Annotated in this window: 26 protein-coding genes; 18 read left to right on the top strand and 8 right to left on the bottom strand. The window is 51.8% G+C overall.

Annotated features, from left to right (window positions below; genetic code table 11):
• Window positions 1–70: 70 nt before the first annotated feature.
• The gene (locus P0X86_RS19925; protein ID WP_277746286.1) at window positions 71–1,564 is read left to right on the top strand and encodes an amidase family protein; all 1,494 of its coding nucleotides are present in this window, start codon (window positions 71–73) and stop codon (window positions 1,562–1,564) included.
• Between the two features lie 22 nt (window positions 1,565–1,586).
• A complete protein-coding gene (locus P0X86_RS19920) occupies window positions 1,587–2,123 on the top strand; it encodes a hypothetical protein (RefSeq protein WP_277746285.1) in 537 nt (178 codons plus the stop codon).
• 216 nt (window positions 2,124–2,339) lie between these two features.
• Here the strand turns inward: P0X86_RS19920 and P0X86_RS19915 are convergent, their stop codons facing one another.
• Entirely contained in the window at window positions 2,340–2,621 is a 282-nt protein-coding gene (locus P0X86_RS19915; protein ID WP_006211013.1) for a CD3324 family protein, read from the bottom strand.
• A gap of 436 nt (window positions 2,622–3,057) precedes the next feature.
• Between P0X86_RS19915 and P0X86_RS19910 the strand changes: the two genes are divergently transcribed.
• The 11 genes from P0X86_RS19910 (at window position 3,058) to P0X86_RS19860 (ending at window position 16,813) form a co-directional block, all read left to right on the top strand.
• A complete protein-coding gene (locus P0X86_RS19910; RefSeq protein WP_277746284.1) occupies window positions 3,058–4,776 on the top strand; it encodes a GAF domain-containing sensor histidine kinase in 1,719 nt (572 codons plus the stop codon).
• Window positions 4,754–5,416, top strand: a complete 663-nt coding sequence (locus tag P0X86_RS19905) for a response regulator (RefSeq protein ID WP_015736093.1) — start codon at window positions 4,754–4,756, stop codon at window positions 5,414–5,416. Before P0X86_RS19910 ends, P0X86_RS19905 begins: the two co-directional genes overlap by 23 nt.
• A 194-nt stretch (window positions 5,417–5,610) precedes the next feature.
• Window positions 5,611–6,171, top strand: a complete 561-nt coding sequence (locus P0X86_RS19900) for an NADPH-dependent FMN reductase (protein ID WP_192571403.1) — start codon at window positions 5,611–5,613, stop codon at window positions 6,169–6,171.
• Window positions 6,168–7,880, top strand: a complete 1,713-nt coding sequence (locus tag P0X86_RS19895; protein ID WP_277746283.1) for a VOC family protein — start codon at window positions 6,168–6,170, stop codon at window positions 7,878–7,880. The genes P0X86_RS19900 and P0X86_RS19895 overlap by 4 nt, the downstream gene beginning before the upstream one ends.
• A 98-nt stretch (window positions 7,881–7,978) precedes the next feature.
• Complete coding sequence (locus tag P0X86_RS19890) at window positions 7,979–8,521, top strand: NADPH-dependent FMN reductase (RefSeq protein ID WP_009592221.1); 543 nt, start codon at window positions 7,979–7,981, stop codon at window positions 8,519–8,521.
• A gap of 118 nt (window positions 8,522–8,639) precedes the next feature.
• Window positions 8,640–10,259 carry a response regulator gene (locus P0X86_RS19885; RefSeq protein ID WP_277746282.1) on the top strand — a complete coding sequence of 540 codons (1,620 nt, stop codon included), beginning with the start codon at window positions 8,640–8,642 and terminating at the stop codon, window positions 10,257–10,259.
• Window positions 10,256–12,052 carry a cache domain-containing sensor histidine kinase gene (locus tag P0X86_RS19880; RefSeq protein ID WP_192571406.1) on the top strand — a complete coding sequence of 599 codons (1,797 nt, stop codon included), beginning with the start codon at window positions 10,256–10,258 and terminating at the stop codon, window positions 12,050–12,052. Before P0X86_RS19885 ends, P0X86_RS19880 begins: the two co-directional genes overlap by 4 nt.
• Window positions 12,049–13,029, top strand: coding sequence for a substrate-binding domain-containing protein (locus tag P0X86_RS19875; RefSeq protein ID WP_096774339.1), 981 nt, complete (start codon window positions 12,049–12,051; stop codon window positions 13,027–13,029). Before P0X86_RS19880 ends, P0X86_RS19875 begins: the two co-directional genes overlap by 4 nt.
• 131 nt (window positions 13,030–13,160) lie before the next feature.
• Window positions 13,161–14,660, top strand: a complete 1,500-nt coding sequence (locus P0X86_RS19870) for a sugar ABC transporter ATP-binding protein (RefSeq protein ID WP_096774338.1) — start codon at window positions 13,161–13,163, stop codon at window positions 14,658–14,660.
• A 43-nt stretch (window positions 14,661–14,703) separates the two neighbouring features.
• Window positions 14,704–15,672, top strand: coding sequence for an ABC transporter permease (locus P0X86_RS19865; RefSeq protein WP_096774337.1), 969 nt, complete (start codon window positions 14,704–14,706; stop codon window positions 15,670–15,672).
• A 121-nt stretch (window positions 15,673–15,793) separates the two neighbouring features.
• Window positions 15,794–16,813, top strand: coding sequence for an ABC transporter substrate-binding protein (locus P0X86_RS19860; protein ID WP_277746281.1), 1,020 nt, complete (start codon window positions 15,794–15,796; stop codon window positions 16,811–16,813).
• 219 nt (window positions 16,814–17,032) lie between these two features.
• Here P0X86_RS19860 and P0X86_RS19855 read toward each other — a convergent pair whose 3' ends face one another.
• The gene (locus tag P0X86_RS19855) at window positions 17,033–17,578 is read right to left on the bottom strand and encodes a phosphotransferase-like protein (RefSeq protein ID WP_277749068.1); all 546 of its coding nucleotides are present in this window, start codon (window positions 17,576–17,578) and stop codon (window positions 17,033–17,035) included.
• 389 nt (window positions 17,579–17,967) lie between these two features.
• Between P0X86_RS19855 and hxlA the strand changes: the two genes are divergently transcribed.
• From hxlA to P0X86_RS19840, 3 genes are all read left to right on the top strand, one after another.
• Complete coding sequence (gene hxlA / locus P0X86_RS19850; RefSeq protein ID WP_015736082.1) at window positions 17,968–18,600, top strand: 3-hexulose-6-phosphate synthase; 633 nt, start codon at window positions 17,968–17,970, stop codon at window positions 18,598–18,600.
• 6 nt (window positions 18,601–18,606) lie between these two features.
• The gene (hxlB, locus tag P0X86_RS19845; RefSeq protein WP_096774334.1) at window positions 18,607–19,170 is read left to right on the top strand and encodes a 6-phospho-3-hexuloisomerase; all 564 of its coding nucleotides are present in this window, start codon (window positions 18,607–18,609) and stop codon (window positions 19,168–19,170) included.
• Window positions 19,171–19,256: 86 nt separating this feature from the next.
• Entirely contained in the window at window positions 19,257–19,676 is a 420-nt protein-coding gene (locus P0X86_RS19840; protein ID WP_015736080.1) for a winged helix-turn-helix transcriptional regulator, read from the top strand.
• 153 nt (window positions 19,677–19,829) lie between these two features.
• Here the strand turns inward: P0X86_RS19840 and P0X86_RS19835 are convergent, their stop codons facing one another.
• The 3 genes from P0X86_RS19835 to P0X86_RS19825 are packed head-to-tail and all read right to left on the bottom strand — an operon-like array spanning window position 19,830 to window position 21,050.
• On the bottom strand, window positions 19,830–20,336 hold the full coding sequence (locus P0X86_RS19835) for an SRPBCC family protein (protein WP_192571408.1): 507 nt from the start codon (window positions 20,334–20,336) through the stop codon (window positions 19,830–19,832).
• A 33-nt stretch (window positions 20,337–20,369) separates the two neighbouring features.
• Window positions 20,370–20,687 (bottom strand): ArsR/SmtB family transcription factor, encoded by a 318-nt coding sequence (locus tag P0X86_RS19830; RefSeq protein ID WP_192571409.1) that lies wholly within the window; start codon window positions 20,685–20,687, stop codon window positions 20,370–20,372.
• Window positions 20,688–20,711: 24 nt separating this feature from the next.
• Complete coding sequence (locus P0X86_RS19825) at window positions 20,712–21,050, bottom strand: DUF1801 domain-containing protein (protein ID WP_145037820.1); 339 nt, start codon at window positions 21,048–21,050, stop codon at window positions 20,712–20,714.
• 219 nt (window positions 21,051–21,269) lie between these two features.
• On the opposite strand from P0X86_RS19825, the gene P0X86_RS19820 reads away from it, so the two are divergent.
• Window positions 21,270–22,478 (top strand): GTP-binding protein, encoded by a 1,209-nt coding sequence (locus tag P0X86_RS19820; RefSeq protein ID WP_277746280.1) that lies wholly within the window; start codon window positions 21,270–21,272, stop codon window positions 22,476–22,478.
• Between the two features lie 104 nt (window positions 22,479–22,582).
• On the opposite strand, the gene P0X86_RS19815 is transcribed toward P0X86_RS19820, so the two are convergent.
• The 3 genes from P0X86_RS19815 to P0X86_RS19805 are packed head-to-tail and all read right to left on the bottom strand — an operon-like array spanning window position 22,583 to window position 23,957.
• On the bottom strand, window positions 22,583–22,879 hold the full coding sequence (locus P0X86_RS19815) for a putative quinol monooxygenase (RefSeq protein WP_213579085.1): 297 nt from the start codon (window positions 22,877–22,879) through the stop codon (window positions 22,583–22,585).
• A 10-nt stretch (window positions 22,880–22,889) separates the two neighbouring features.
• Entirely contained in the window at window positions 22,890–23,528 is a 639-nt protein-coding gene (locus P0X86_RS19810) for a nitroreductase family protein (RefSeq protein ID WP_096774329.1), read from the bottom strand.
• 27 nt (window positions 23,529–23,555) lie between these two features.
• A complete protein-coding gene (locus P0X86_RS19805; RefSeq protein WP_228468886.1) occupies window positions 23,556–23,957 on the bottom strand; it encodes a MarR family winged helix-turn-helix transcriptional regulator in 402 nt (133 codons plus the stop codon).
• Window positions 23,958–24,268: 311 nt separating this feature from the next.
• On the opposite strand from P0X86_RS19805, the gene P0X86_RS19800 reads away from it, so the two are divergent.
• Window positions 24,269–24,520, top strand: coding sequence for a YolD-like family protein (locus P0X86_RS19800; protein ID WP_090908448.1), 252 nt, complete (start codon window positions 24,269–24,271; stop codon window positions 24,518–24,520).
• The last annotated feature ends 43 nt before the right edge of the window (window positions 24,521–24,563 follow it).

Here is a 24,563-nt window from a genome sequence, read left to right as displayed (position 1 = left end):
CTGGAGGCTAAAATATGAAACGTTAAACCCCACACCTGCCGCAAGATCAGAAAAATAAGGGGGACCATATATGAGCTTGGATAAAAGAACATGGATTGTGGAAGCAACCATAGCGGATATGCAGCATGCCATGGAAGAAGGCTGGATGTCTTCGGTCGAACTGGTTCAATTGTATCTGGAACGGATCGGGTTATACGATGGATGGCTTCGCTCGATTCTAGAGGTGAACCCGGATGCGCTGCAGATTGCCCGAGAGCTGGATCAGGAGCGCAGAAACTTGGGAGCGCGGGGACGGCTGCACGGGATTCCGATACTGCTCAAAGACAACATCGACACCGGGGATCGGCTGCATACGAGCGCCGGCTCCATCACGCTGGCCGATTCGTACGCCGCCAAAGATTCCTTTGTTGCCGCAAAACTCCGAGAGGCGGGGGCCGTTATTCTGGGCAAGAGCAACATGACCGAGTGGGCGAATTTCATGTCCTCGACCATGTGGGCAGGATACTCGTCAAGACGCGGGCTTACTTTAAATCCCTACGGTCCCGGCGAAATGTTCGTCGGAGGTTCGAGCTCCGGTTCCGGAGCTGCAGTGGCGGCGAATTTGGCTGCGGCAGCCATCGGCACGGAAACTTCAGGATCGATTATCAGCCCTTCCAGCCAGAACAGTCTGGTTGGCTTGAAGCCGACGATCGGTCTGGTAAGCCGGACGGGCATCATTCCCATCACGCATACGCAGGATACGGCAGGTCCAATGACCCGAACGGTGGAAGATGCCGCGATTCTGCTTGGCGCGATCGCGGGTGCGGATGACCTGGACGAGGTGACCAAGACAGCTGCTCTAGCAAGGGTAGAGGATTACACGAAGTTTCTGGACGCCAGTTATCTGAAGCGGGCACGAATTGGGATTCCCCGATACTACTATAAGCACCTGGATCGGGATAGACTAGATATCGTAGAGTCTGCTATTGATGTTCTTCGCGAACAAGGCGCGACCATCATCGATCCGGTGGAACTGCCATGCCAGGGCACCCGCTGGGATGCCAACGTACTTCGCTATGAATTCAAGAAATACGTCAATGATTATTTGGCGAATGTAGATCCGTCCCTGCCGGTTCATTCATTAGCTGAGGTTATCGCCTATAATGAGGCACACGCCGACATAGCCCTGAAATATGGACAGGATACGCTGGTTTGGGCCGAGGAAACAAGCGGCACGTTGACCGAAAAAGAGTATTTGGAGAGCAGGCGGAGGAACAAGGAAAGGGCGGGCGACATGGGAATTGATCAAGTACTGCGGGAACATCAGCTGGACGCGCTGCTGTTTCTGGGTAATGAATATGGACCCGATCTGGCTGCCCGCGCAGGGTATCCTTCGGTTACCGTTCCCGGCGGTTATGCCGAGAATGGGATCATAGCTCCGGGAGGATACAACACCAAAGGTCCTCAGGGCATTACATTCATCGGGACGGCTTATAGCGAGCCGGTGCTGATTCGGTTAGCCTACGGCTTCGAGCAGGCTACCAAGCATCGTGTGCCGCCGAAGCTTTCATCCCAGTCATCATAGTAAAGAGAGGTGATGTTCCATCATGCCGCGCAATTTGGAGTATGTCCCATACGGCTACGAGCCCCCGAAGCCGACCACGAAAGGCACCTTGATATTCTACGATCTTTTTGAGCAGGATCAGGTGGCCCTCGAGCAGGCGGCTGCCATCTTGGAGGAACGATCCTTCGCAAAGTTGGTGTTGTATCCGCTGCACGAAGAGACGGTGAAGCGGATGTTCAAGGAGCCGGTGAGCCCTTATTACAAGCGGGAGAAACAGCTTCAGGAATGGATTGAGGAGCTTGGAAGATCTTCGGTCGTGATTGAATCGTTCGAGTCGAAGCGAAAAAAATACACGCCGATCGATACGGCGCTTCGACATCTGGTCGAGAAGTACGGAAGTCCCCATTTTCTTCTCATGACTCCGGAGGTAGCTAACGTGTTTGCTTCGTTTTCTTCCTTCGAGGAATGGATCGTGAAGCTGAGGCTGATCTTGTTGTCCGAGCCGCCGTTTCTGCATCCGAGGCTTGAGAAATTCCGCCATCGATGGGATGTAGCCGGGGCGAAGCGGGAAGAACATTAGGGTACAATCACGCCCGGCTGCAGCTCGTTTGCAGCCGGGCCTTTTCTATGGTGCAGACTACTCGGACAAGGTGGCAATGAGGTGAAAATGCCGAACAGCCCTAAAAACGGTACATCGCGGGTTCACCGTGCCCCGATCCATGCAACATGAAAAGGACTGTACCCCGTGGGAACAGTCCTATGTTAATCCGTGCGGAGACCGTTAAACCTCATCGGTTCAGGTCCCTACGCGGGTAAGTTTACTTATGATCTTGCGTACGCTTTCTCCAGACAGGAAGTAGGTCCGTTCCAATTCCTCAATGGACCGTCCTTTGCAGTAAGCGCGATACATTTCTTTATTGCGACTTTCGATGCGTTGTTTGGAACCGCTTAACTCTCCCCAGCCGGCTCTTTGCTCGCTCTGTTTCGGTATGTAGAGTAATTCTCCGTCTATATACTGTTGAATTTGCTGCAGCAGCTCGGGGGGAAGCACTTCTCTTCCGTTCTTGTAATGGCCCATCGATGCCCTCCTCTTTCTGTGTACATATTTAAGCTATCGCTGAGTTTCAAAACAATTGCATTGATCATGCTTGCCCTCCTCCTTTCGTGAAATTGGTTTTTTTAGATTTTGGTTTTATTGGAGTTGAAAATAGATATAGGGAGCCCGCGGCGGGCTCCCATTTAACGGATATTCGCTTTACGCGAATACCACCTCACGGATCTGAATCATTGCAATCAGCCTCCTTTCAGCTCATTTCGTCGGCCCGACTTCTATATTAAGCCATATGTAGGTGGAAATTTGCAAGAGATAAAACAATATTAATTGTTTTTTACCACAATTCATGGGATGAATGATCTGCACCGGCCAGGAATTCCATTCGGAATTTGGATGGTGCGTGACAGGATTATATAATATAGTTACTTCAGAATGCAAAATAAAGAAGGAGCTTGCTTGTATGTCCACTCACGACCCGCATATCCAGGAGTTAATCACGTTGAAGACGATTGCCGAAACGCTGAACGAATCCAATGAGTTAGCCCCCATGCTGGACGTTGTTATCGGCAAACTGCTGGAGCTGACCGGACTTACGACCGGCTGGCTGTTCCTGGTGGAAGAGAAGAGAACGCATGAATTCGTAGCGGGCCGGAATCTGCCGCCCGCTCTGAGACGGGAAGATGACGAACCGATGAGGTGCGGCAGCTGCTGGTGCCTGGAGCGCTATGATGACGGCCGACTGAAAAATGCCGTGAACATTTTGAATTGCAAACGTCTGGATAACGCCGTTCGTTATCAGTGGGGCGACACGGAGGGAATTACCCATCATGCTACCGTTCCGCTGCGTTCCGGCAGCCGCAGGTTCGGCGTGCTGAATGTGGCCGCACCCGGGAAGCTTCATTTTTCCAAGGAGGAGCTGGCGCTGCTGGAATCGGTAGCCTACCAAATCGGCACCGCCATCGAGCGCATGCGTCTGTACGCGGCTGAGCAGCGTCGGGCTGATTTGTTCGCCCGGCTAGGAGAATATAGCAGCGCGCTAGGCGCTTATGCATCCCAAGCGGTGAGCCGGGCCGAATTAACGGAGCAGGTGATGAGTTTGCTCGGCCGTTATTTTGATTGGCCGGTTGCGGCGCTGCTGGAACCGGTGGGCCAGGAAATCACGCTGCGTGCGCTATACAGCGGCGGACAGACCACGCTGCCCCATGCCAAATTTCCGCTAGCCGACATGGCTCGGAACGGTCCTGATGCAGTGAAGCGCTCAGCAGAACCGGTCGGCGATCCGGATGCGCAGCAACTTGCGGATCAACTGGTGGAGAAAGGATGGATAGCTCCCATTCGTCGAGCCGTTGCGGTACCGCTTGCGGTTGCTTCGGACTCCTTAACCGGGATGCTTTTGGTGGGCTATGATCAGTATGGAGACCAGCATCGGGCGGACATGGAGGTTATCGAGGCCATAGCGGAGCATATCGGCATGACGCTTCAGCGCATCCGTTTGGAGGAGAACCGGCGGGAGCTCGCAAGGATGGATGAACGAAATCGCCTGGCCCGGGACCTGCACGACTCGGTAAGCCAAACCCTGTTCTCGCTGGTGATGATGTCCAAAGGTGTAGGGGGGATGATTGCCGCTGACCCGGATGGGCAGAAAAGCTTGCTCCAGGACACGATCCGCGATATCCAGTCATTATCGCAAAGCGCACTAAAGGAAATGCGGGAGCTGATCATGCAGCTTCGCCCGCCCGGACTTGAGGAGGGGCTGATGACAGGTCTAAAGCAATACGGCGAACGATTGAAGCTTCATGTGCGTACACATATCACCGGGATGCAGGAGCTGCCGCGGATCGCGGAAGAGGCGTTGTGGAGGATTGGGCAAGAGGCGCTGAACAATGTGAGCAAGCATGCGGATACGAAGGAAGTAACGGTAGCGTTGTCCTTGCAAAACGATGAAGCGGAGCTTCGGATCGAGGATCAAGGGCGCGGGATAACCAAGCAGCGATGGAACGAGCTGACGCGGCATTCCATCGGCCTGTCCAGCATGCGGGAGCGGGCCGAATCGCTCGGAGGCCAGTTCCGTTTATACAGCGTGCACCGGGAGGGAACCATCATTGAGGTTACGATACCCTTGAAGGCGGTCACAACAGAGAAAGGGGGGATAACCGATGATCCGATTGTTAATAGCTGACGATCACGCCATGGTACGGCGGGGCCTCCAGGTTTTTCTGGCGACGCAGCCGGATATCGAAATGGTGGGAGAAGCCGCGAATGGCGAAGAGACGCTGGAACAGGCCAAACTTTTGCTGCCTGATGTCGTGTTGATGGATTTGAATATGCCTGTATTGAATGGCATCGATACCACGGCACGTTTGAAAAAAGAACTGCCTCATATCAAAGTGATCGTACTGACCTCGTTTGTTGATTACGATCATGTTCTGCCTGCGATTCGAGCGGGTGCTCGCGGCTATCTCCTGAAGGATATCGAGCCGGAGGAATTGGTAGCCGGGATCCGACGCGTGTTCCAAGGACAGGTCGAATTGCATCCGGATGCAGCAGGCCTGCTCATGACGCATGTTACTTCCCCGGCGGGAGAGGATGAGGCCAATGGATCCAGCCATCAGGAAGCTGCGCAGCTCGATAAGCTTACCCGCCGAGAGCAGGAAGTATTGCAGCTGATTGCCTCCGGGATGAATAACAGGGAAATCAGCGAAGCGCTTTATATTACCGAGAAGACGGTGAAAACCCATGTTAGCCACCTGCTGGATAAGCTGGGGGTTGCCGACCGGACACAGGCTGCCATCTATGCGCTTAAGCATGGAATCGTATAGGATTAGGGATTTGCTGCTTATGCTATATAACCGTACATAATGATTATTTCTAAGACTATAGTCGTAGAAGCTCTCAGCCGAAGGCATGAGAGCTTTTGCTCGTAAAATCACTCGATATGTTGACGATTTCATGGCGTGCCTCCACTACAATGTATTTAACAAAACATTCGAATACGAATAAGGGAGGCATTACCATGAAGATCGTAATTATTGCAGGCAGCAATCGCAAAGAAGCGACAAGCACCATTTTGGCCAAAGCCTTGGAAGCGCAAATGAACCGGTTGTTCGTCGAAGTGAAGCTGTTTAATTTGTATGAAACGCCGCTCCCGTTCTATTCCCCGGACGAAATATTCAATCGGCATGAGGGCGTGCGTGAGCTGCAGCGTTTATTAATGGAGGCGGACGGCGTCATTTTGACTACCCCGGAGTATCACGGCGGGATGAGCGGCGTGTTGAAGAATGCTCTGGATCATTTGGGGCAGATGCATTTCTCGGGCAAACCCGTCTTATCGGTAAGCTCGGCAGGCGGGGCCGTCGGCGTAAGTTCACTGCAGCAAATGCAGGCCACCATACGCAATTTGCATGGTATTAATAGTCCGGAATGGATTTCCATCGGCGGATCTCAACGGGCCATTTACGAATCGGAAGCGGCTGAGGGCACGATCGTGCTGGATTATCGGGCGAAAGAGGCGCTTTCCATCTTTTTGGAGCTGGTTAAGAAGATCAGCAATAAAGTGGAGGCTGAAATCTCATGATCACCCATTTCGCCGGATTAACATTAAGGACCGTCTCCATCGAGGGAGTGAAGCAATTCTATCACGGATTGCTTCAATTCCCGGTCGTCAGAGAAAGCGAGGCCGAAATTGCATTTCAGCCTACACCCGATTTCACGCTTGTATTTGAAGAGGTGTTTGAACCCATAGCCCCTGCCCATATCGCGTTTGAAGTGGCTTTCTCCCAATTTGATTCCACCGTCCGGAGCCTCGCGGAACAGGTGCCGTTGTTGAAATGGCCGGACGGCAAGGTGGTCGAATCCTCCGATTCCGGCGTGAACGTATACTTCAGGGATGGGGATGGAAATTTGCTGGAGTTTATCGCCCATCCGGATTTAAAGGAAGGGGTCCTGACCCCGAGCGGTAAATATGGCGTCCTCTATTTGCGGGAAGTGGGACTGCCTGTAGAGGATCCGGTAGCTGCCCGACTGTGGATGCAGCGGACGCTCGGATTCACCATCGCCAAGGAATCGGAACAATTTGCTTTTGTCATCGGCGGAACGGCCCATGCCGTTGTGGTATCCACGAGGCGCAAATGGATCCCGATCTCCATGTACGCGCTGGCACCGACGCTGGAATTAACGTATGGCGTCACCGACGAGCGGTTTATAGACCGGGTCCGCTCGGCCCTGGATCGGCGGATGATCCTATCGGATAACGATGAGGGACTGCGTTTTAGAATGTACGGCTACAGCATCAGGTTGAAGATAACCAGCTTTCCCAAGGACATTGCAGCCAAGCTGAATCTGCCGAGTGCCGCCGAAGGGGAGGAGGTGAACCCGGTCATTGACGACCAATATTTGATAGACGGTCTCACGGCTTTGAGCCGCGGCGGCGAAGTCGGTTGGTTTGAAGGGCATGTCGGCGGAGCGTATTTGGCAGCGTATTACATGCAGAAGGAGCAAGATCTGCCGCAAGATGTGCTTCATGGATTGGCTGCCAATTGCCGTCATCTGCGCGCTCAGCATGAAGATTGGTTTGAACCGTATCCATCCGAGCCCGCACAGCCTGAATTGATGGATCAATTGCTGGAAGGGCTTCTGCCCAACCTGACAAGCCTGAGCACCTCGGGCCACGGCGTGACCCTGGGCGTGCTCGGACTGAAAGCGCTGCGGGACCGTCCGGACTTACTGACTCCGTCCATCGTGAGAGGTTTGCTTAAGCTCATGGACGATGCAGCGAGTGAACATAAGCTTGCAAGGTATTACGGCATTGACGATTATACGCAGCTGGATCTATCGGAAATCTCACTCTCGGAAATACCGCCTTACCGGGATGCGTCCGATTTGGCATGCCGCGCACTTTCCGAGCTGGATCACGTGCTGCCGGATCAGCATGTGGATGGCCAATATTATTTTTTTGCCGGTGAGCTTGAGCATGGGATTACCCACGCCCACGCGCTGATTGAGCTGGAACGGCTCGGTTATGCCCAGCTGGCCAAGCTGGGCCAAGGCAATCACCGGCTCCAAACGAAACTTAACCGTCTCAGACCTCAAGCGCTTATGGCTCAGGGGATCGATGCGCCTGCCAAGGCTTCCATCACGGAATCGGCCTATTGGAGCCGGCTGTATGAAGATCCGCATGCCATCAAGGTTCCTTACGCCGCCATGGCGCTGCTGCGGCATGTGCCTGTTGAAAGAAGGGGAGATCTGGAACGCGATGTGTGCAAGCTGCTTTCCCTAATGAAGTAGGGGCTGTTTTGACAATGGTAAAATATGGTGATACGCTAAAATAAGTTACCCAATAACTGAATCATGTGTGCTGGAAAGGCATAGAACTGGAGGATATCATGAACGTTGCAATCGTTGTGGGAAGCATTAGAAAAGAGTCGTACAATCGGAAACTGGCGGAATATTTGAAGCAGCGCTATTCGGATCAGATCGCCTTTGATATCGTGGATCTTCGCGATCTTCCGTTCTACGATCAAGACACGGAGTTGGACCCTCCTGCGGCCGTCAAGGAATTCAAGGAGCGGATTGCCGCTTCCGATGCCGTATTGTGGATCACGCCGGAATATAATTATTCCATACCGGGCGTGCTCAAGAATGCGCTGGATTGGTTATCGCGCGTCGATAAGGTCATGAACGGGAAGCCTTCCTGGATCATGGGGGCGTCGATGGGGCAGCTCGGTACGGTTCGCGCCCAAGAGCATCTTCGGGACATTCTCTTCTCCGTTGGCATCACCTCGCCGCTGCTTCCTAACAATGAAGTTTATATCGGCGCCGTGCACGAGAAGATGGATGAGTCCGGCAAGCTGATCCATGAACCGACGATCGGTTTCATCGATATCGTGGTGAACAATTTCATGACGTGGATGAATGCCCGGAAATAAAACATGAAGTCTGGAGCCCTTTGGCAGTTGCCTGCCGAAGGGCTTTTCCTGTATTATTCACCTCGTAACACGATAAACCAAAGCGAATGGATTTGCTTTTGAACGGGGGAGGCTTTGATTGTATACGATTCTTATTGTGGACGACGAACCGATCGTAAGGGAAGGGATCCGAAACCGGATTCAGTGGTCGGAGCATGGCTATGAATGCATCGGGGATTGCGAGAACGGCAGAGATGCGTTGGAGGCCGTAACCCGCCATCAGCCCGATGTCGTGTTAACGGACATCAACATGCCGTACATGGATGGCTTGGAATTGTCCCGTCATATTACGGAACGTTTTCCTAAGACGAAGATCATCATCCTGACCGGGTTCGACGATTTCGAATACGCCCAGCAGGCGGTGAAGCTGCAGGTGACGGATTTTATTTTGAAACCGGTTACGGCGGCGGAATTAAGAGACATGCTCGACAAGCTCAAGCTGGAAATGGATGAGGAGCGCGGTCACACCGAGCACTTGAAGAGACTCAAGAAGCAGTTGAACGAGAGCTTGGTCCTGCTTAGGGAACGTTTTCTGGAACGATTGGCGTCATCGCCGATGAAGCGGTCCGAAATGGAGAGTCGGCTGGCTTATTTCGATATTCCGCTGCGCGGGCCGCTGTATATCGCCATGGCAGTGGATATGGATGAGCTGCGCTCAGATGAACAGCACGCCGATAATGAACTGCATGCTTTTGCCTTATACAACATCATGCAGGAGATCCTGGCGGGTGAGCCTGGTGCGGCCGTGTTTCGGTACAAAGAGAATAAGGTCATGACCATTCTGTCGGGCTCCGACGAGAAAGATCTGCACGCCCGGGCCCAGGAACTGGCGGAGGACATTCGCGGCTCCACCAAGCAGTTCATGAAATTCACGGTCACGGTTGGCATCGGAACGATCTGCCGCCAGCTGCAGGACATACGATATTCCTGCAAGGCCTCGGAGGCCGCCCTGGAGTACCGGCTTCTGATCGGCCGCGATCAGGTGGTCCATATCACCGATCTAGAAAAACGCGGGAGCGGTCCTCTCCTGGATGGGATCGAAACGGAGACGGCGCTGGTTTCGGCAATCCGGGCGGGCACAGGCTCAGAGGTGAAGGCGTGCATCCGGCGGTTGATCAGCGAACTTGGAAGCGCTTCAATTTCAATCGAGATCTGTTACGTGCGGGTCCTTCGGGTCATGCTTTCCGTGCTACAAACCTTGATGGAAATCGGCAGCAATGGGAACGAGCTGATCGGCAAGGAGAAGAGGCTGCTGTCCGATCTGTATTCTTTTCGGTCCTTGGATGAGATCGAGCGCTGGTTAAACGAGGTATGCGAGCAGGCGTTAAGGGACGTAGCCAAGACCAGAAAGGATATTACACGCTCCCAGATGCTGGAGGCGGTCGATTTCATCCAGCGGCATTATGAGGATGCGGAGTTATCGATTAAGACCGTGTGCAGCCGGATCTTCATGAGCACGAGTTATTTCAGCGCCTTGTTCAAGTCGCATACCGGGAAGACCTTCGTCGAATACGTTACGGAAGTCCGCATGGAGAAAGCGAAGGAACTTCTGAAGCATTCCTTGTTAAAAACCTATGAAATTGCGGCGAAAACCGGCTATCAGGATCCTCAATATTTTAGCGTGCTGTTTAAGAAACATACCGGAGATACCCCGACGGAGTACCGGAATAAAATGGCGTCTGGCGGGGTACAGCCATGAAGACTCCGCAGCGAATCAAAAGCATTCAGTCCCGCATTGCCAGTTCCTTCGTGATGCTCGTGCTGTTCACGGCGCTGCTGCTTATCTTCATCTCCTATCGGCTGTCCGAATCGGCTGTTCGCGAAACGGCGGAAAGTTATACCTCCGAGCTGATCAATCAAGTCAATGCGAATATCCAAACCTACATTACAGGCATGAAGGACATTTCGCTGGCCGCGATGAACAATCCGAACGTAAGAGAATACCTGGCCTCGGCCGACGAGCTGGAGCCTGCGCAGCTGGCGGTATTAAAGGCGAAGATATCGGATTATTTTCACTCGATTCGCATTTCGCGCAAAGACATTGCTTCGATCAACATCTTCGGAGCGGGCGGAACCTTCATATCCGATCGGTCCAACGCGGAGTTAAATCCTTATATTGAAATATCCGATCAGCCCTGGTATCGGCAGGCGAAGGAAAACCAAGGACAGACGGTGATCTCTTCCTCGCATGTACAGCCCGTCATTAAGGGAGAGTACCGCTGGGTTGTATCGCTGAGCCGTGAGCTCAGCGGCATGGATTCGACCCAAGGGCTTGGCATCCTGCTAATCGATCTTAACTTCAAAGTGATTAACGATATGCTCAGCAAGCTCGATCTGGGGAACCGGGGGTATGTGTTCGTTATCGACCGCGAAGGCCGGATTGTTTATCACCCCCAGCAGCAGCTGCTTTACAGCAATCTGAAAACGGAGAGATTGGACCAGGTGCTGCAGGACAAACATGGAAGTTTTGTCGTGAAGGAGGACGGCGCGAGCCGGATTTACAGCATTAAGAACACGGATTTCGGCTGGAAAATCGTAGGCGTTTTTTACGAGAATGAGCTGGTGGACAATAAGAAGCAGATGCAGTTGTCTTTTGCTATAGCGGGATTGTTATGCCTCGTCGTCGGCGTGCTGTTCTCCGTCGTCCTCTCGCGCAATCTGACGCGTCCCATCAAGAAGCTGCAAGAGAAGATGATGGAGGTGGAGAAGGGGAATTTCGACATCCGGGTCCCGGTGGGGCATTCCAGGGAAATCTCCGGACTTGCCCGCAGCTTCAACGTGATGGTGCTGAAGATTAAGGAATTGATGTATCAAATCGTGGTAGAGCAGGAGATTAAGAGAAAAAGCGAGCTGAATGCCCTGCAAGCCCAAATCAACCCCCATTTTCTCTACAATACGCTGGATTCCATCATATGGATGGCCGAGAGCAAGAAGCATGACGAGGTGATTTTGATGACATCGGCTTTAGCCAGGCTGTTTCGGGCTTCGCTCAGCAAGGGGAAGGAAATGATACCGATTGCGACCGAGGTGGAGCATATAACGAATTATTTGAAAATACAACAGATGCGTTATCAGGACAAAATCACGTTTGCCCTGGATATCGATCGCGGACTTTACCCGTATCTGACGCTGAAGGTGCTGCTGCAGCCGCTGGTGGAGAATGCCATTTATCATGGCATCAAAAACAAGGAAGGGCCGGGGACGATCACGATTACGGGGGTGCGTCGAGATACCCGCATCGAATTTCAAGTTAAGGACGACGGCATCGGGATGGATCAGTCCAAGGTGGAGACGCTGCTCACGTCCAAAGAAGGCACACGATCGAGAAACAGCGTTGGCATTGCGAATGTTCATCAGCGGATACAGTTATATTTTGGAACGGAATATGGTCTTAGCTATGCAAGCGTGCCCGGATCGGGTACAAGCGTAACGCTGGTCATTCCGGCCGTTCATGCAGATGAATGGCAGCGTGTGGAGGGGGATGTGCCTTGAAGTCGTACCTGCGAATGCGTTATATGGTACTGCTGCTGATTCCGTTGCTTCTTCTGGGTTATGCCGTTTATCAGTGGTCCAAGGAAGAACCCGGAACCAAGAAGATCATCGTCGGCGTAAAGGCGCTGGACGAGAATGAATTCTGGCGGGTACTGATTGAAGGGGTGAACACGGCTTCCCGGGAATTCGGCGTTGACGTCTCGGTGGTAGGACCGTCTCAGGAAATCGAGGTTGACTTGCAGATTCAATTGTTGGAGGAAGCCGTCAAGCAGAAGCCGGATGCGATCGTTTTGGCCGCGGGTGATTATCATCGCCTGGTTCCCGTAGCAGAGTCGATTCGTAAGGCCGGCATCCCGCTCATTATGATTGATTCGGCCGTGAATGGCGATTACGCGCAGAGCTTGATCGCGACCGACAATGTGAATGCGGGACAGAAGGCCGGCAAGGAGCTTTCGTCGCGCCTGCCGGAACATGCCAAGGTTGCTATCATCAGTTTCGTGCAGGGCACCTCGACGCAGATCGAGAGGGAGCAAGGGGTTCGAAGCATTCTGGAGCAGCGCGGCGGCACGGAAATCGTGGGCACCTACTACAGCGAAGGCAAGGAGGAGAGGGCGTACGAAATCACGAAAAAGCTCCTGCTTGAAAGGCCTGACCTGAATGGAATCGTCGGACTGAATGAGCCTTCTACGGTGGGGGCCGGCAGAGCGATTCGGGAACTGGGGCTGGTGGGCAAAGTCAAGCTGGTCGGATTCGACAGCTCGGTGAAGGAAGTCAAGCTGCTCGAAGAGGGAGTCTTGCAATCCACGATCGTTCAGAAGCCCTTCAACATCGGTTATTTGGGCATCAAAACAGCCGTATCCGTTATCGAGGGCGACAGGATGCCCCGGCATATATACACCGATTCCGTTATCATCAATAAGGACAATATGTATACCGAGGAAAACCAGAAGCTGCTCTTTCCCTTTGTGGAGGAGTAGCTTCTTCTCTTTTGGGTTTCTGCGGCGGATCATAGATTATTCAACATCGATCAGAGAATATTCCATTCCTTCGCGGGGTAGCGGTTTGTACAATGATTCATAAAAGGTGCCAGCTAGAGAGGTGAGGGACGTTGAGCGAATGGCTGATACAGATGGAAGGAATCATGAAGGAATTTCCGGGCGTGCTTGCATTAAATAACTGCCGGTTCGACCTTCGGGCCGGTGAAGTCCATGCCCTTATGGGTGAAAACGGTGCGGGCAAGTCAACCCTGATGAAAATCCTGACCGGCGTTTATCAGAAGGATGCAGGAACGATCGAATTCAAAGGGCAGCCCGTTGAGTTATCGAACCCGAAAGCGGCTCAGGACGCGGGAATCAGCATGATTCATCAGGAGCTGAATCTGGCCCCTGACCTGACGGTCGCCCAGAATATCTTCATCGGGCGGGAGCCGCGGCGAAAGCTCCGATTGTTTCTGGACGACCGGGCGCTGCACCGGCAGGTGAAGGAACTGTTCGAACGGATGGGCCTCGACATGGACCCCTCCATCAAGGTTTCGGAATTAACGGTTGCCAAGCAGCAGATGGTGGAGATCGCCAAGGCATTATCCTACAACGCCGATGTGCTGGTGATGGATGAGCCGACGGCGGCTTTGAGCGAAACGGAGATTGAGGATTTGTTCCGCATCATACGGCAGCTTCGCGAGAGCGGAGTTGGAATCGTTTACATTTCCCACCGAATGGATGAGATCAAACGAATCACGGATCGCATTACAGTGATGCGCGACGGGCAGTACATCGATACGGTATCCACGGCTGAAGTCACGACCCAGGACATTATCTCGAAAATGGTCGGTCGGCAGATTTACGAGACCTCGAAGCCGGAGAGGACGGCTGGTGAGCGCGAGACGGTATTGGAGGTTATAGGACTGAATCAAGGCAGAAACTTGAAGAATATTAACCTGACTCTGAAAAAGGGAGAAATTCTTGGCATTGCCGGCCTCGTCGGCGCGGGACGGACCGAGCTTGCCCGGGCCATCTTCGGCGCCGACCGCATCCAATCCGGCGAGATCCGCGTGCACGGCCGCAAGGTAACGATCAAGGGCCCGCACGATGCGGTGCGGCAAGGGATCGGCTATCTATCCGAGGATCGCAAGCGCTATGGATGCGTCGTCGATCTCGACGTGAAGAGCAATGTGGCTATCGCCTCATACGGCAGCTTCCTCCGTCCCGGCGGCTGGATGAATACGGCGAAGATTCGCGAGCAGGCGGAGGATATGGTGTCTCGATTGAAGGTCAAAACGCCGCATGTCGATCAGGAAGTCAAGTTCCTCTCCGGGGGCAATCAGCAGAAGGTCGTCATTGGCAAATGGCTGACGAGGGATTGCGACATCCTGATCTTCGACGAGCCGACGCGAGGAATCGACGTTGGGGCCAAGAGCGAAATCTACCGATTGCTGAACGATCTTGCAGCACAGGGCAAGTCGATCATCATGATCTCGTCGGAGCTGCCGGAAATTCTTCGGATGAGCCACCGGATTCTCGTCATGTGCGAAGGCCGGATTACGGGCGAGCTGGATCATGAAGAGGCGACCCAAGAAAGCATAATGCATCTGGCTACAGCGAGGATGTAAGACGCCGTCGCCGTCATCTATTCACGTCAGGAGGAACAAGCAGATGAACATTCAAATCAAATCGGGCGCGCTCCAGCAAGTGCTGGCTCTTGCCAGCTTGGTCGTTCTCGTCCTATTCTTTACGTTCTCGTCCAGCAATTTCTTTCAATTCTCCAACATCGTGGGCATTCTTCTTTCCACGGCGGTAATCGGCGTGCTGGCTTTGGGATCCACCTTTGTCATTATTACCGGCGGCATCGACCTGTCCGTCGGGACGGTCATGACGCTGAGCGGCGTTATGACCGGGGTCTGCATCACCTTCTGGGGATTGCCGGTCCCCGTCGGCATTCTTGGCGGCATCTTGACCGGCGCCCTGTGCGGGCTTCTGTCCGGGACGGCGGTGGCGAAAATGAAGATTCCGCCTTTTATCGCAACGCTGGCGATGATGATGATCGCCAAAGGTCTCGCGCTCATCATCTCCGGGGCCAAACCGGTCTATTTCAACGATGCCGAAAGCTTTGCCGAGGTGTCCCAGGGCAGCGTGCTGGGCTGGCTGGTGCCGGGACTCGATATTCCCAATGCGGTCGTCATTTTCTTCATTGCGGCGATCCTCGGCTATCTCATCTTGTCGAAGACCATCCTCGGCCGGTATAACTTTGCGCTGGGCAGCAACGAAGAGGCGACCCGCTTGTCCGGCGTCAACGTGGGCTTCTGGAAAATCGTGATCTACACCTTAACCGGCGCTTTTACCGGTTTGGCGGGCGTCATGATGGCATCGAGGCTGAACTCGGCCAATCCGGCGCTGGGTGCCGGGTATGAACTGGAAGCCATCGCAGCGGTCGTGATCGGGGGAACTTCACTCAGCGGAGGGAAGGGTACCATTATCGGAACGGTGATCGGGGCGTTGATCATGAGCGTGCTGACGAACGGATTGCGCATTCTGTCCGTGCCCCAGGAATGGCAAACCGTTGTTGTAGGGTTCGTTATTATACTCGCGGTGTATGCGGATATTTTGCGCAGACGCAAAGCGTAAGCCCTTACTAGTGCTTGCTCCGGAGCTCGGTTGGCCGTAGGTTGGCTTGATCTCGATAGAAGCTTCCATAACGGAAGATCTATAGCTGTACCAATATGTCTAAACAAGGGGAGATTGCATTATGAAAAAGCTTTCCGTATTAGCTCTGATTCTTTTGCTGACTGCAAGCATGCTGGCGGCTTGCGGTTCATCGGGCAATAACGCTGCCGGAGGTACCGACAGTCCAGGCGAGGGCGGATCCGGTTCAGGAGCCGGTTCTCAAGCCGAAGGAGAGATCTACATCCCGATCATTTCCAAGGGCTTTCAGCACCAGTTTTGGCAGGCGGTGAAAGCCGGTGCCGAGCAAGCAGGGGAAGAGCTTGGCGTTCGGATTACCTTTGAAGGTCCGGAGACGGAATCCCAGGTGGATAAGCAGATCGAAATGCTGCAGGCCGCGCTCGATAAGAAACCAAACGCGATCGGCTTTGCCGCATTGGATAGCCAGGCCTCCATACCTTATCTGAAAAAAGCCGAGGAAAACAACATCCCGGTCATCGCTTTCGATTCGGGCGTGGAAAGCGACATTCCGGTAACGACGGCTTCAACGGACAATATGGCTGCATCGGCGCTCGCGGCGGACAAAATGGCGGAGCTCATCGGGAATGAAGGCAAAATCGCCATGGTGGTCCATGACCAGACCAGCGTAACCGGGGTCAGCCGCCGAGACGGTTTCAAGAAGCAGATCGAAGAGAAGTATCCGAATATCGAGATCGTGGACATTCAATATGGCGGCGGGGATCACTTGAAGTCGACGGACCTGGCCAAAGCGATGATGCAGGCGCATCCGGATTTAAAAGGGATATTCGGCGCGAATGAAGGCTCCGCCGTCGGCGTCATCAATGCGGTGACGGAGATGAAGAAGGAAGGCCAAATCATCGTGGTCGGATTCGATTCCGGAAAAGCGCAGATCGACGCGATCAAGAACGGAACGATGGCGGGAGCCATCACGCAAAATCCGGTCGGCATCGGATATGAGACGGTAAAAGCCGCCGTGGCGGCCATCAAAGGGGAGAAGGTCGAACCGCAGATCGATACGGGGTTCTACTGGTACGACAAAAACAATATCGATAGCGACGAAATCAAAGCCGTAATCTATGAATAAATGAAATGAAGGGGAGCCCTGTAGGGGCTCCCTTAACGCGGCATCCGCTTACGCAGATGCCACCTCCATATTCTGAATCAATTCGTTCAGCCTCCTTTCCGATCATTTGGTCCAGCCGGACATCTATATTAAACCACGGCCGGCGGCAGGACTGAAGTGAATAAACAAGCTTAATTGTTTTTTACCAGGAAGTCCGGTCGTGAAGATGCAGGGTATGGGTTAATGGATCTTACCCTCATCCCAAATCCGCTTCCAAATCTCTTGGGCGGTCTCTTGGGGTGTTAAATCGGAAGTATCCAGCCAGAGGCCGATTCTGGGCGTTTCGTCGGTTAACCGCCGGTTCAGCTCATGAATGCCCCAGACTCCGTAGCCTTTTTTGCCTCGATTCTGTTCCCGGGCACGGATGGTATCCTCGGAAGGATTCAGCACAACGACGAACACGGGAACGCCTCTTAACATAACGGTCATTTCTTGCAGCGCCGGGCCGAGAATGACGTCCTGCAGAACGACATGAAAACCGGCCTCGGCATAAGCTTTGGCAGCGGAGGCGGATAATTTGTAGCGCAAGGCAAGCTGCCGCATAGCTTCGTCGGAAGCATCCGGAAGCATTTCTTCCCTGCCCCTGACCATCATTTTCCGAAACGAGTCTCCCCGCAAATGGACTCCGCGATCAAACTTCTCGGCCAGCAGCTGGGCTACGGTCGACTTCCCTGAAGCCATGACGCCGGTGACAACGATAACGGCAGGTTGACGTGAATAGGACATCATGTTACCTCCGGTTCTGTGGATTTCAAATGAAAGGGAGCCCTGTACGGGGCTCCCCTAAACGTGACACCCGCTTACGCGGATGCCACCTCCATATTCTGAATCAATTTGTTCAGCCTCCTTTCCGATCATTTTGTCCGGCCTGACAACTATATTAAACCACAGCCGAAGACTGGGCTAAAGTGAGCAAACAGGCTTAATTGTTTTTTACCAGCATCGAGACGAAAGATTCGTTAATAAACGAAAACCTGAGAACCCTTGTCCCTCCCTATTACTTACTTCCACGTAAGTATCTCACTTATAAGTACGTACTTCCGTAAAGTAAACTGTCTACTCTACAATGATCGTGTAGTTATTAACCAATACACTCATAAGGAGAGATTGACAATATGGAACTTCAATTGGCGTTGGATTTGGTGAATATTCCGGAAGCAAAAGAAGTCGTGGCAGAGGTAGCCGAGTTTATCGATATCGTGGAGATCGGTACGCCGGTTGTTATTAACGAAGGGCTTCATGCCGTCAAAGCGATTAAAGAGGCGTTCCCGCATCTGCGCGTGCTGGCCGACCTTAAAATTATGGATGCCGGCGGTTATGAAGTGATGAAGGCATCCGAAGCCGGTGCGGATATCATTACGGTGCTTGGCGTATCCGACGATTCCACGATCAAAGGCGCGGTAGCGGAAGCCCTCAAGCAAGGCAAGCAGGTAATGGTGGATATGATCAATGTAAAGGACATTGAAGGCAGGGCGCGGGAGATCGATGCTTTCGGCGTGGATTATATCTGCGTTCATTCCGGCTACGACCACCAGGCGGAAGGCAAAAACTCATTCGAGGAATTGGCGGCGATCAAACGTGTCGTGAAACAAGCCAAAACTGCCGTTGCGGGCGGAATCAAAATGGAGACGCTCCCTGAGGTGATTCAGGCAAATCCCGATCTCGTCATCGTCGGCGGCGGAATTACAAGCCAAACCGACAAAAAGGCCACAGCGGCTCAAATGAACGAGCTTGTGAAGCAGGCATAAGTCGCCATGAGTCATAACATCTTTCAACATGCATCCGTCATTGCCAAGGAGTTATCGGAATCCGTTCAGCAGGTGGATGCTGGCCAGATCGAGGAATTGATTGAACGGATCGTGCAATCCGATGCCGTCTTCTTGGCAGGGGGAGGCAGATCCGGCCTGATGATCCGGGCTTTCGGTATGCGGTTAATGCAGATGGGATTTAAGGTTCATATCGTCGGCGATACGGTAACACCGGCCATCGGAGCGAATGACCTGCTTCTTATCGGTTCGGGCTCCGGCGAAACGCAAGGATTGGTATCCATGGCTCGGAAAGCCAAAGGGATCGGGTCCGCGGTTGCGGTCGTAACCGTGAGACCGGAATCGAGTATCGGCAAGCTTTCGGATGCGATGGTCCAGCTTCCGGGAACAACGAAGGAGCAGAATCAGGATATCCTCGTCACCGTTCAACCGATGGCTTCATTATTTGAGCAAAGCATGCTGATCGTGCTCGATGCGGTTATCCTGAGATTGATGGAAAAAAGCAAGCTTCGCTCAGACCAAATGTTTAGCCTGCATGCCAATTTGGAATAAGAAGAAACGGTAATGATGATAAGTTTGCCGCTTTGATGATATCCCCGCAACCGTTGTATACTATAGGGAAGAAGGGGTGATGCATTATGGCAAACGAGGTCAAGCAGCGAATTAATCTGAAGGAAATAAACTGCCATAAGGAGTTAACCCTGGCGGTCATCGGCGGCAAATGGAAGCTGATCATCCTCTGGCATCTCGGTTTGGAGGGCGTGAAACGCTTCGGTGAACTGAACCGGATGATTCCCCACATCACGCAAAAAATGCTGACCAATCAGCTTCGTGAATTGGAGGAAGACCAGCTGGTCCACCGCGTGGTTTACCCTGAGGTTCCCCCTCGGGTGGAATATTCGCTTACTCCTTACGGGGAGAGTTTGATGCCGATTTTGAAATTGATGTACGATTGGGGAAAAGATTATGGCGAACAAGTCATCTGGAAAGACGGCGAGTTGCCTGAGAATAAAGACGATGTACAGGCAGCGGAACAAGCGGTCGCCCAAAAGCTGTAATTTCTCGAACCTGCATGCGAATGCAAGTATGAAAAACCCTCCTTAAATTTTAAGGGGGGTTTTCGAGCGTGATGATGCTGCATTCTGAAGAATTAAAAAAAGGCGAACCAACAGGTTCGCCTCCGCTCGGTTGAGCTTCCTTAATCGATGTAATTATAGCTGGCTTTCAAGGTGTTCAGCGAGTTGATCAAAAGTACCGCCAAATCCTTGTTTCACCATTGGAGCCATTTCATCGAACGCTGCCCGTTCTTCCGCGGTCGCGTTTACGGGGCCTCCCTGCATGGTAAGCGTAGTTTTTCCGTCGATTTCTTCAAATGTGATGATATTCATAATTTCAAGCGGCCAGTTTGCGTTAAAAGGTGCACGTATCGTGTTCCCTTTCTCATCAGAGAATGATTGAACGAATACCAGCTTCTCAGGTTCGATAACTTCCTGATATACAAATTTACCCCACATGGCTTGACTGCCGTCCGGAGACTTCTGACAGCCTAGAAACATGCCTCCGGGACGTACATCCATTTTGATAACGTCTAAGGAAAACCCTTGAGGACCCCACCATTTGCCGAAGTGTTCAGGGTCGGTCCAAACTTTAAAAACCAGTTCCCGGGGGGCATTGAAAACACGTGACAGAAGTAAGCCTTGTTTGCTTTGCTCGGTCATTTGAATTCCTCCTAAGAAGAAGGGTAGCGGCAGCTACCTTTTCTTTTGTATTTTTTCCAAATAATCCTCAAGTTGATCTAAGCGCTTTTCCCAAATACTGCGGAACGAGTCCAACCATTCGTCCATTTCTTGAAGCGGTTCAGGACGTAGTTTATAAATTCGTCGATTAGCTTCCGCTTGGACTTCTACCAGTCCAGCTTCATGTAATATTTTTAAATGTTTGGAAGTCTGAGGTTGCCGGATTTGAAGACGTTCAGCAATCTGATTGACGGTTAAAGGACCTTCTCGTAACAGTTCGACCATCTGTAATCGGTTAGGTTCGGCTAGCGCGTTCAACGTTGTCTGTTTCATGGGACCTTACCCCCGATCTGGTTATTACAACGAACTTGATGCTTGAACTAATAATTCGGATAGCTGTTCATAGTCAGGAGTATCGTCTTTTCGAATTTTAAGCCATTTCCGTTCGGGTGGACCATCGAAAGTTGAAGGGACTTCTAGATTGGTTGTGTTCATGATCATAAAGGCGATTGCATCTTTGGATGGCGAAATCACGGCTGCATAGTGTCCGTTTTTGAGAAAATGCGGTTTTTTGTACTGAATCCGTTCTTCTACCTCCGGAATGGCTTCATGGACCATAAGTCGAAGCTTTTTGCCGACTTCTGCTTGCCAAGGCAAACTCAGGTTTTCAATGAACGAAATTACGTCTTGGCTCATAACGTATCCTCCTTATTTGTAAAGATTAACCAATGATTAATTGTAATATACCATCAAGGGAATATTCTTGTAAAGGAATATTTTGAAATTGATTACGGAGATTTTTTTTGCTTGTAGAAATGTTTTTAAACGTGAAGGATTGACAATTTATTGGAGGGGATATATCATCATACCATAAATCGTAATTATTACGATTAAGGAATGGAGGAAGTTCATTTGATGAATTACAACAATAGAATTCCGGTTACTGTTCTTAGCGGTTACCTCGGTTCAGGCAAAACGACGGTCCTGAATCATGTGCTACATAATCGCGAAGGGTTGAAGGTAGCGGTCATCGTGAACGACATGAGCGAAGTGAACATCGATGCGGATTTGGTGAGAGGGGAAGGAAGCCTGTCCCGAACGGATGAGAAGCTGGTCGAAATGTCCAATGGCTGCATCTGCTGCACGCTCCGGGAAGATTTGGTGCAGGAAGTTCAGAAGCTGGCTCAAGAGAATCGTTTTGATTACATACTGATCGAATCGACGGGAATCAGCGAGCCCGTGCCCGTTGCGCAGACCTTTGTTTACCCGGATGAGGTGTCCGGCGTACAGCTGTCCGATCTCGCTCGGCTGGATTGCATGGTAACGGTGGTGGACGCGAACCGATTCTGGAAAGATTTCTCTTCGGGGCAAAGCCTGCTTGATCGGAAGGAAGCGCTGGGCGAAGAGGATACGCGGGAAGTGGTGGATTTGTTAATCGACCAGGTAGAGACTTGCGATGTGCTGCTGTTGAACAAATGCGATCTGGTAAGCGAGGACGAATTGGCCAAGGTAGAGGGCATACTGCGAAAACTTCAGCCAAGCGCCAAAATCATCCGCACCGTGAAGGGACAAGTGGCACCTGAGGAAATTCTGAATACCGGTTTATTCGATTTTGAAAAAGCCAGTCAGTCCCCCGGCTGGATCCAGGAGCTTCAGAAGGAGGAGCACGTGCCGGAAACGGATGAATACGGCATCAGCTCTTTTGTCTATCGGAGAAGAAGACCGTTTCATCCGGAGCGGTTGGCGGCATTCATGGGTGATTGGCCGGAAGAAGTCGTACGTGCGAAAGGGATCGCTTGGCTGGCCGTGCGCGAGGATGTTGCGGCAAGTGTAAGCCAGGCCGGGCCTTCGATTCAGTTCGGGCCTGCAGGATACTGGGTCGCGGCTTTAACCGAGCAGGAGCAGCAGGAGCTGTTACGAAGTGAGCCGGATGTTCGGAGGAAATGGGATAACGTCTGGGGAGATCGGATGACCGAGCTCGTGATGATCGGGATTGGGATGGAACAGGAACAAATCGAGCGGGAGCTGGACGAGTGTTTGTTGACCGACCGGGAAATGCAGCTGGACTGGTCAACGTTTCACAATCCGCTGCCATGGATGGCCATCGAAGAGCTATCGCTGTAAGGCTGCTTATCTGTTCGATCCGATATGGAATGCGGTAATAGAATTAAAAAAAGCCAACTCGTCTAAACGAGTTGGCTTTTTAATACGGATTGTAGTTTGCTTCATTATTTGTTGATCAGTTGGCCTGCATAGGCCTGCACGTTTAGCGGAGCTGTCAGGTATTTTGGAGCTTTAGCCACAAACGCCTGAAAATGGCTGCTCGCATTGTGGAGCCCCACAGCTTCCTGGTTTTTCCACTGTTCAACCATGAGATACGTGTTATCCTGCTCCGTATCTTTGAGCAGCTTATAAGATTCATTTCCTTGTTCCGCACGGGATGCTTCAATAAGTTCTTTTACGGATTCCAGAAATTCAGCCTCACGTTCGCCGTTTACTTTCATTTCTGCATGAATAATAATCATCGCTGTGACCTCACTTCCACTCTGCAATACGATCAATAGGAAGACGAGTCGTCAAACGCGCCTCTTTGGCAGCTTTACCTACCGAGATGAGCATGACCGGCACATAACGTTCCTTCTCCATACCAAATGCTTCTGCAATTCGGGATTTGTCATATCCGCCGATGGGGTTCGTGTCATATCCACGGGCACGGGCAGCAAGCATAAGCTGCATGGAAACCAAGCCGCTATCTATAAGGATCATTTCGCGGAAAGCCTGTGCCGGAATACGTCCGAACAGATCGGTATAGTTCGCCATCATCTGATCTTTTATCTCTTGCGGCAGATAACCGCGTTCCACAGCAGTGCCCATAATTTCATCTGCATTGTCGAATGCGTTCATATCTCCAAACACCGCAATGACTGCCGAAGAAGTTGAAACTTGTGTTTTGTTCCCTGGTGCAAGCTCTTCAAGCGTCGCTTTTCCTTCCGGGCTATCAACGACAAGAAATCTCCAAGGCTGAAGATTAACGGATGACGGAGCCAAAGTCGCTTCTTCCAAAATTTCAGTCATCTCTTCACGGCTGATTTTGACCGATGGGTCGTATACCCGCACAGAGCGGCGGGAAGTAATAATTTCTTTATAATCATTGTTTAGGGTCGTTACAGACATGGTATTCTCTCCTTTAGTCTCTATAAGTTAATCGGTTTTGCTTGGGTGTTTCATCTGTTGAATCTGGCTGTTCAATTTCTGTAAAGCATGAACAAGCGCAAGTCGTTCTGATTCCGTGAGGTCTGCCTGCAGTTCCTCCATAAATCGATCTTTCTCCGCCTTAAACGCTGCGACTTTACTTTTGCCCACTTCAGTTAGCTGAACCAACGTAATCCGGTTGTCATTCTCGCATCTCGTCCGCAGAAGCAATCCTTCCGCTTCCAGCTGTTGAACATGACGGGTCACCGCAGCTGGATCGATAGACACTGCCTTCTGGAGATCCGACTGGCTAATTTCGCCGCCGGTCAGTTTGCAGAGGAGTTCCAGCCGATTGGGACTAACACCGGCACATCGTTCAAACCGAGTCGCAATGTGCTTATTCAGATGCATTAGCAAGTACAGCAGGTCTTGTGTATGGCATGTAGAGATGATAAAGACCTCCTTCAATTCATTGACTGGTCAATGGTTGATGGGTCAATCATATAGGATTATTTTCTGAAAATCAAGTCTTTTGTATAAAAAAGCGAATCGAGTCCATAGTTCCTTCAGATATTCTGAATCCTGGGAGAGCCCGAGAATTCTGAATCGCATTTGATGTATAATAGGTAGTAGATTCCTAATTCATAGAATGGATGAAAGATTCGTTTTCATTGAGAATGTAATGCTGACGCATGAACAACATAAATCAGGAGGACAAGATTATGGCAAAAGCAAAAGTTCCAAAGCGACCCACTAGGGATGAGTTTGTACTGGAAGAGCTCGGAAATCAGCTAACGGAAGCTTACCAGGAGGAATCGGTCATCGTACTGACGGTCTGGGGATGGGAAGAGGCGGTCCGCGGACAAATCGATCAAATGGACTCCCGCACAGGGAAGGTGCATATGAAACAGAACGGCGTCATTACGAAGGTTCCTTTTATGGATATTATGGAAGTGAATTATCCTAGGGACTAATCATAAACGAACCGAAAAAAAGGAGATCCCTGAGGATCTCCTT

Origin of the sequence: Paenibacillus sp. BR1-192, from assembly GCF_029542445.1 — a bacterium.
Taxonomy (GTDB): Bacteria; Bacillota; Bacilli; order Paenibacillales; family Paenibacillaceae; genus Paenibacillus_AQ; species Paenibacillus_AQ lautus_A.
This window is presented reverse-complemented; position numbering and strand designations above follow the sequence as displayed.

Excerpts from the sequence above, each read along its gene's own strand:
- P0X86_RS19800 (WP_090908448.1), top strand. The coding sequence starts at position 24,269 with ATGGCAAAAGCAAAAGTTCCAAAGCGACCCACTAGGGATGAGTTTGTA.
- P0X86_RS19920 (WP_277746285.1), top strand. The coding sequence starts at position 1,587 with ATGCCGCGCAATTTGGAGTATGTCCCATACGGCTACGAGCCCCCGAAG.
- P0X86_RS19855 (WP_277749068.1), bottom strand. The coding sequence starts at position 17,578 with ATGTCCTATTCACGTCAACCTGCCGTTATCGTTGTCACCGGCGTCATG.
- hxlB (WP_096774334.1), top strand. The coding sequence starts at position 18,607 with ATGAGTCATAACATCTTTCAACATGCATCCGTCATTGCCAAGGAGTTA.
- P0X86_RS19830 (WP_192571409.1), bottom strand. The coding sequence starts at position 20,687 with ATGAAACAGACAACGTTGAACGCGCTAGCCGAACCTAACCGATTACAG.
- P0X86_RS19840 (WP_015736080.1), top strand. The coding sequence starts at position 19,257 with ATGGCAAACGAGGTCAAGCAGCGAATTAATCTGAAGGAAATAAACTGC.
- P0X86_RS19880 (WP_192571406.1), top strand. The coding sequence starts at position 10,256 with ATGAAGACTCCGCAGCGAATCAAAAGCATTCAGTCCCGCATTGCCAGT.
- P0X86_RS19895 (WP_277746283.1), top strand. The coding sequence starts at position 6,168 with ATGATCACCCATTTCGCCGGATTAACATTAAGGACCGTCTCCATCGAG.
- P0X86_RS19805 (WP_228468886.1), bottom strand. The coding sequence starts at position 23,957 with ATGCATCTGAATAAGCACATTGCGACTCGGTTTGAACGATGTGCCGGT.
- P0X86_RS19925 (WP_277746286.1), top strand. The coding sequence starts at position 71 with ATGAGCTTGGATAAAAGAACATGGATTGTGGAAGCAACCATAGCGGAT.
- P0X86_RS19825 (WP_145037820.1), bottom strand. The coding sequence starts at position 21,050 with ATGAGCCAAGACGTAATTTCGTTCATTGAAAACCTGAGTTTGCCTTGG.
- hxlA (WP_015736082.1), top strand. The coding sequence starts at position 17,968 with ATGGAACTTCAATTGGCGTTGGATTTGGTGAATATTCCGGAAGCAAAA.
- P0X86_RS19865 (WP_096774337.1), top strand. The coding sequence starts at position 14,704 with ATGAACATTCAAATCAAATCGGGCGCGCTCCAGCAAGTGCTGGCTCTT.
- P0X86_RS19900 (WP_192571403.1), top strand. The coding sequence starts at position 5,611 with ATGAAGATCGTAATTATTGCAGGCAGCAATCGCAAAGAAGCGACAAGC.
- P0X86_RS19815 (WP_213579085.1), bottom strand. The coding sequence starts at position 22,879 with ATGATTATTATTCATGCAGAAATGAAAGTAAACGGCGAACGTGAGGCT.
- P0X86_RS19915 (WP_006211013.1), bottom strand. The coding sequence starts at position 2,621 with ATGGGCCATTACAAGAACGGAAGAGAAGTGCTTCCCCCCGAGCTGCTG.
- P0X86_RS19890 (WP_009592221.1), top strand. The coding sequence starts at position 7,979 with ATGAACGTTGCAATCGTTGTGGGAAGCATTAGAAAAGAGTCGTACAAT.
- P0X86_RS19810 (WP_096774329.1), bottom strand. The coding sequence starts at position 23,528 with ATGTCTGTAACGACCCTAAACAATGATTATAAAGAAATTATTACTTCC.
- P0X86_RS19835 (WP_192571408.1), bottom strand. The coding sequence starts at position 20,336 with ATGACCGAGCAAAGCAAACAAGGCTTACTTCTGTCACGTGTTTTCAAT.
- P0X86_RS19910 (WP_277746284.1), top strand. The coding sequence starts at position 3,058 with ATGTCCACTCACGACCCGCATATCCAGGAGTTAATCACGTTGAAGACG.
- P0X86_RS19820 (WP_277746280.1), top strand. The coding sequence starts at position 21,270 with ATGAATTACAACAATAGAATTCCGGTTACTGTTCTTAGCGGTTACCTC.
- P0X86_RS19860 (WP_277746281.1), top strand. The coding sequence starts at position 15,794 with ATGAAAAAGCTTTCCGTATTAGCTCTGATTCTTTTGCTGACTGCAAGC.
- P0X86_RS19905 (WP_015736093.1), top strand. The coding sequence starts at position 4,754 with ATGATCCGATTGTTAATAGCTGACGATCACGCCATGGTACGGCGGGGC.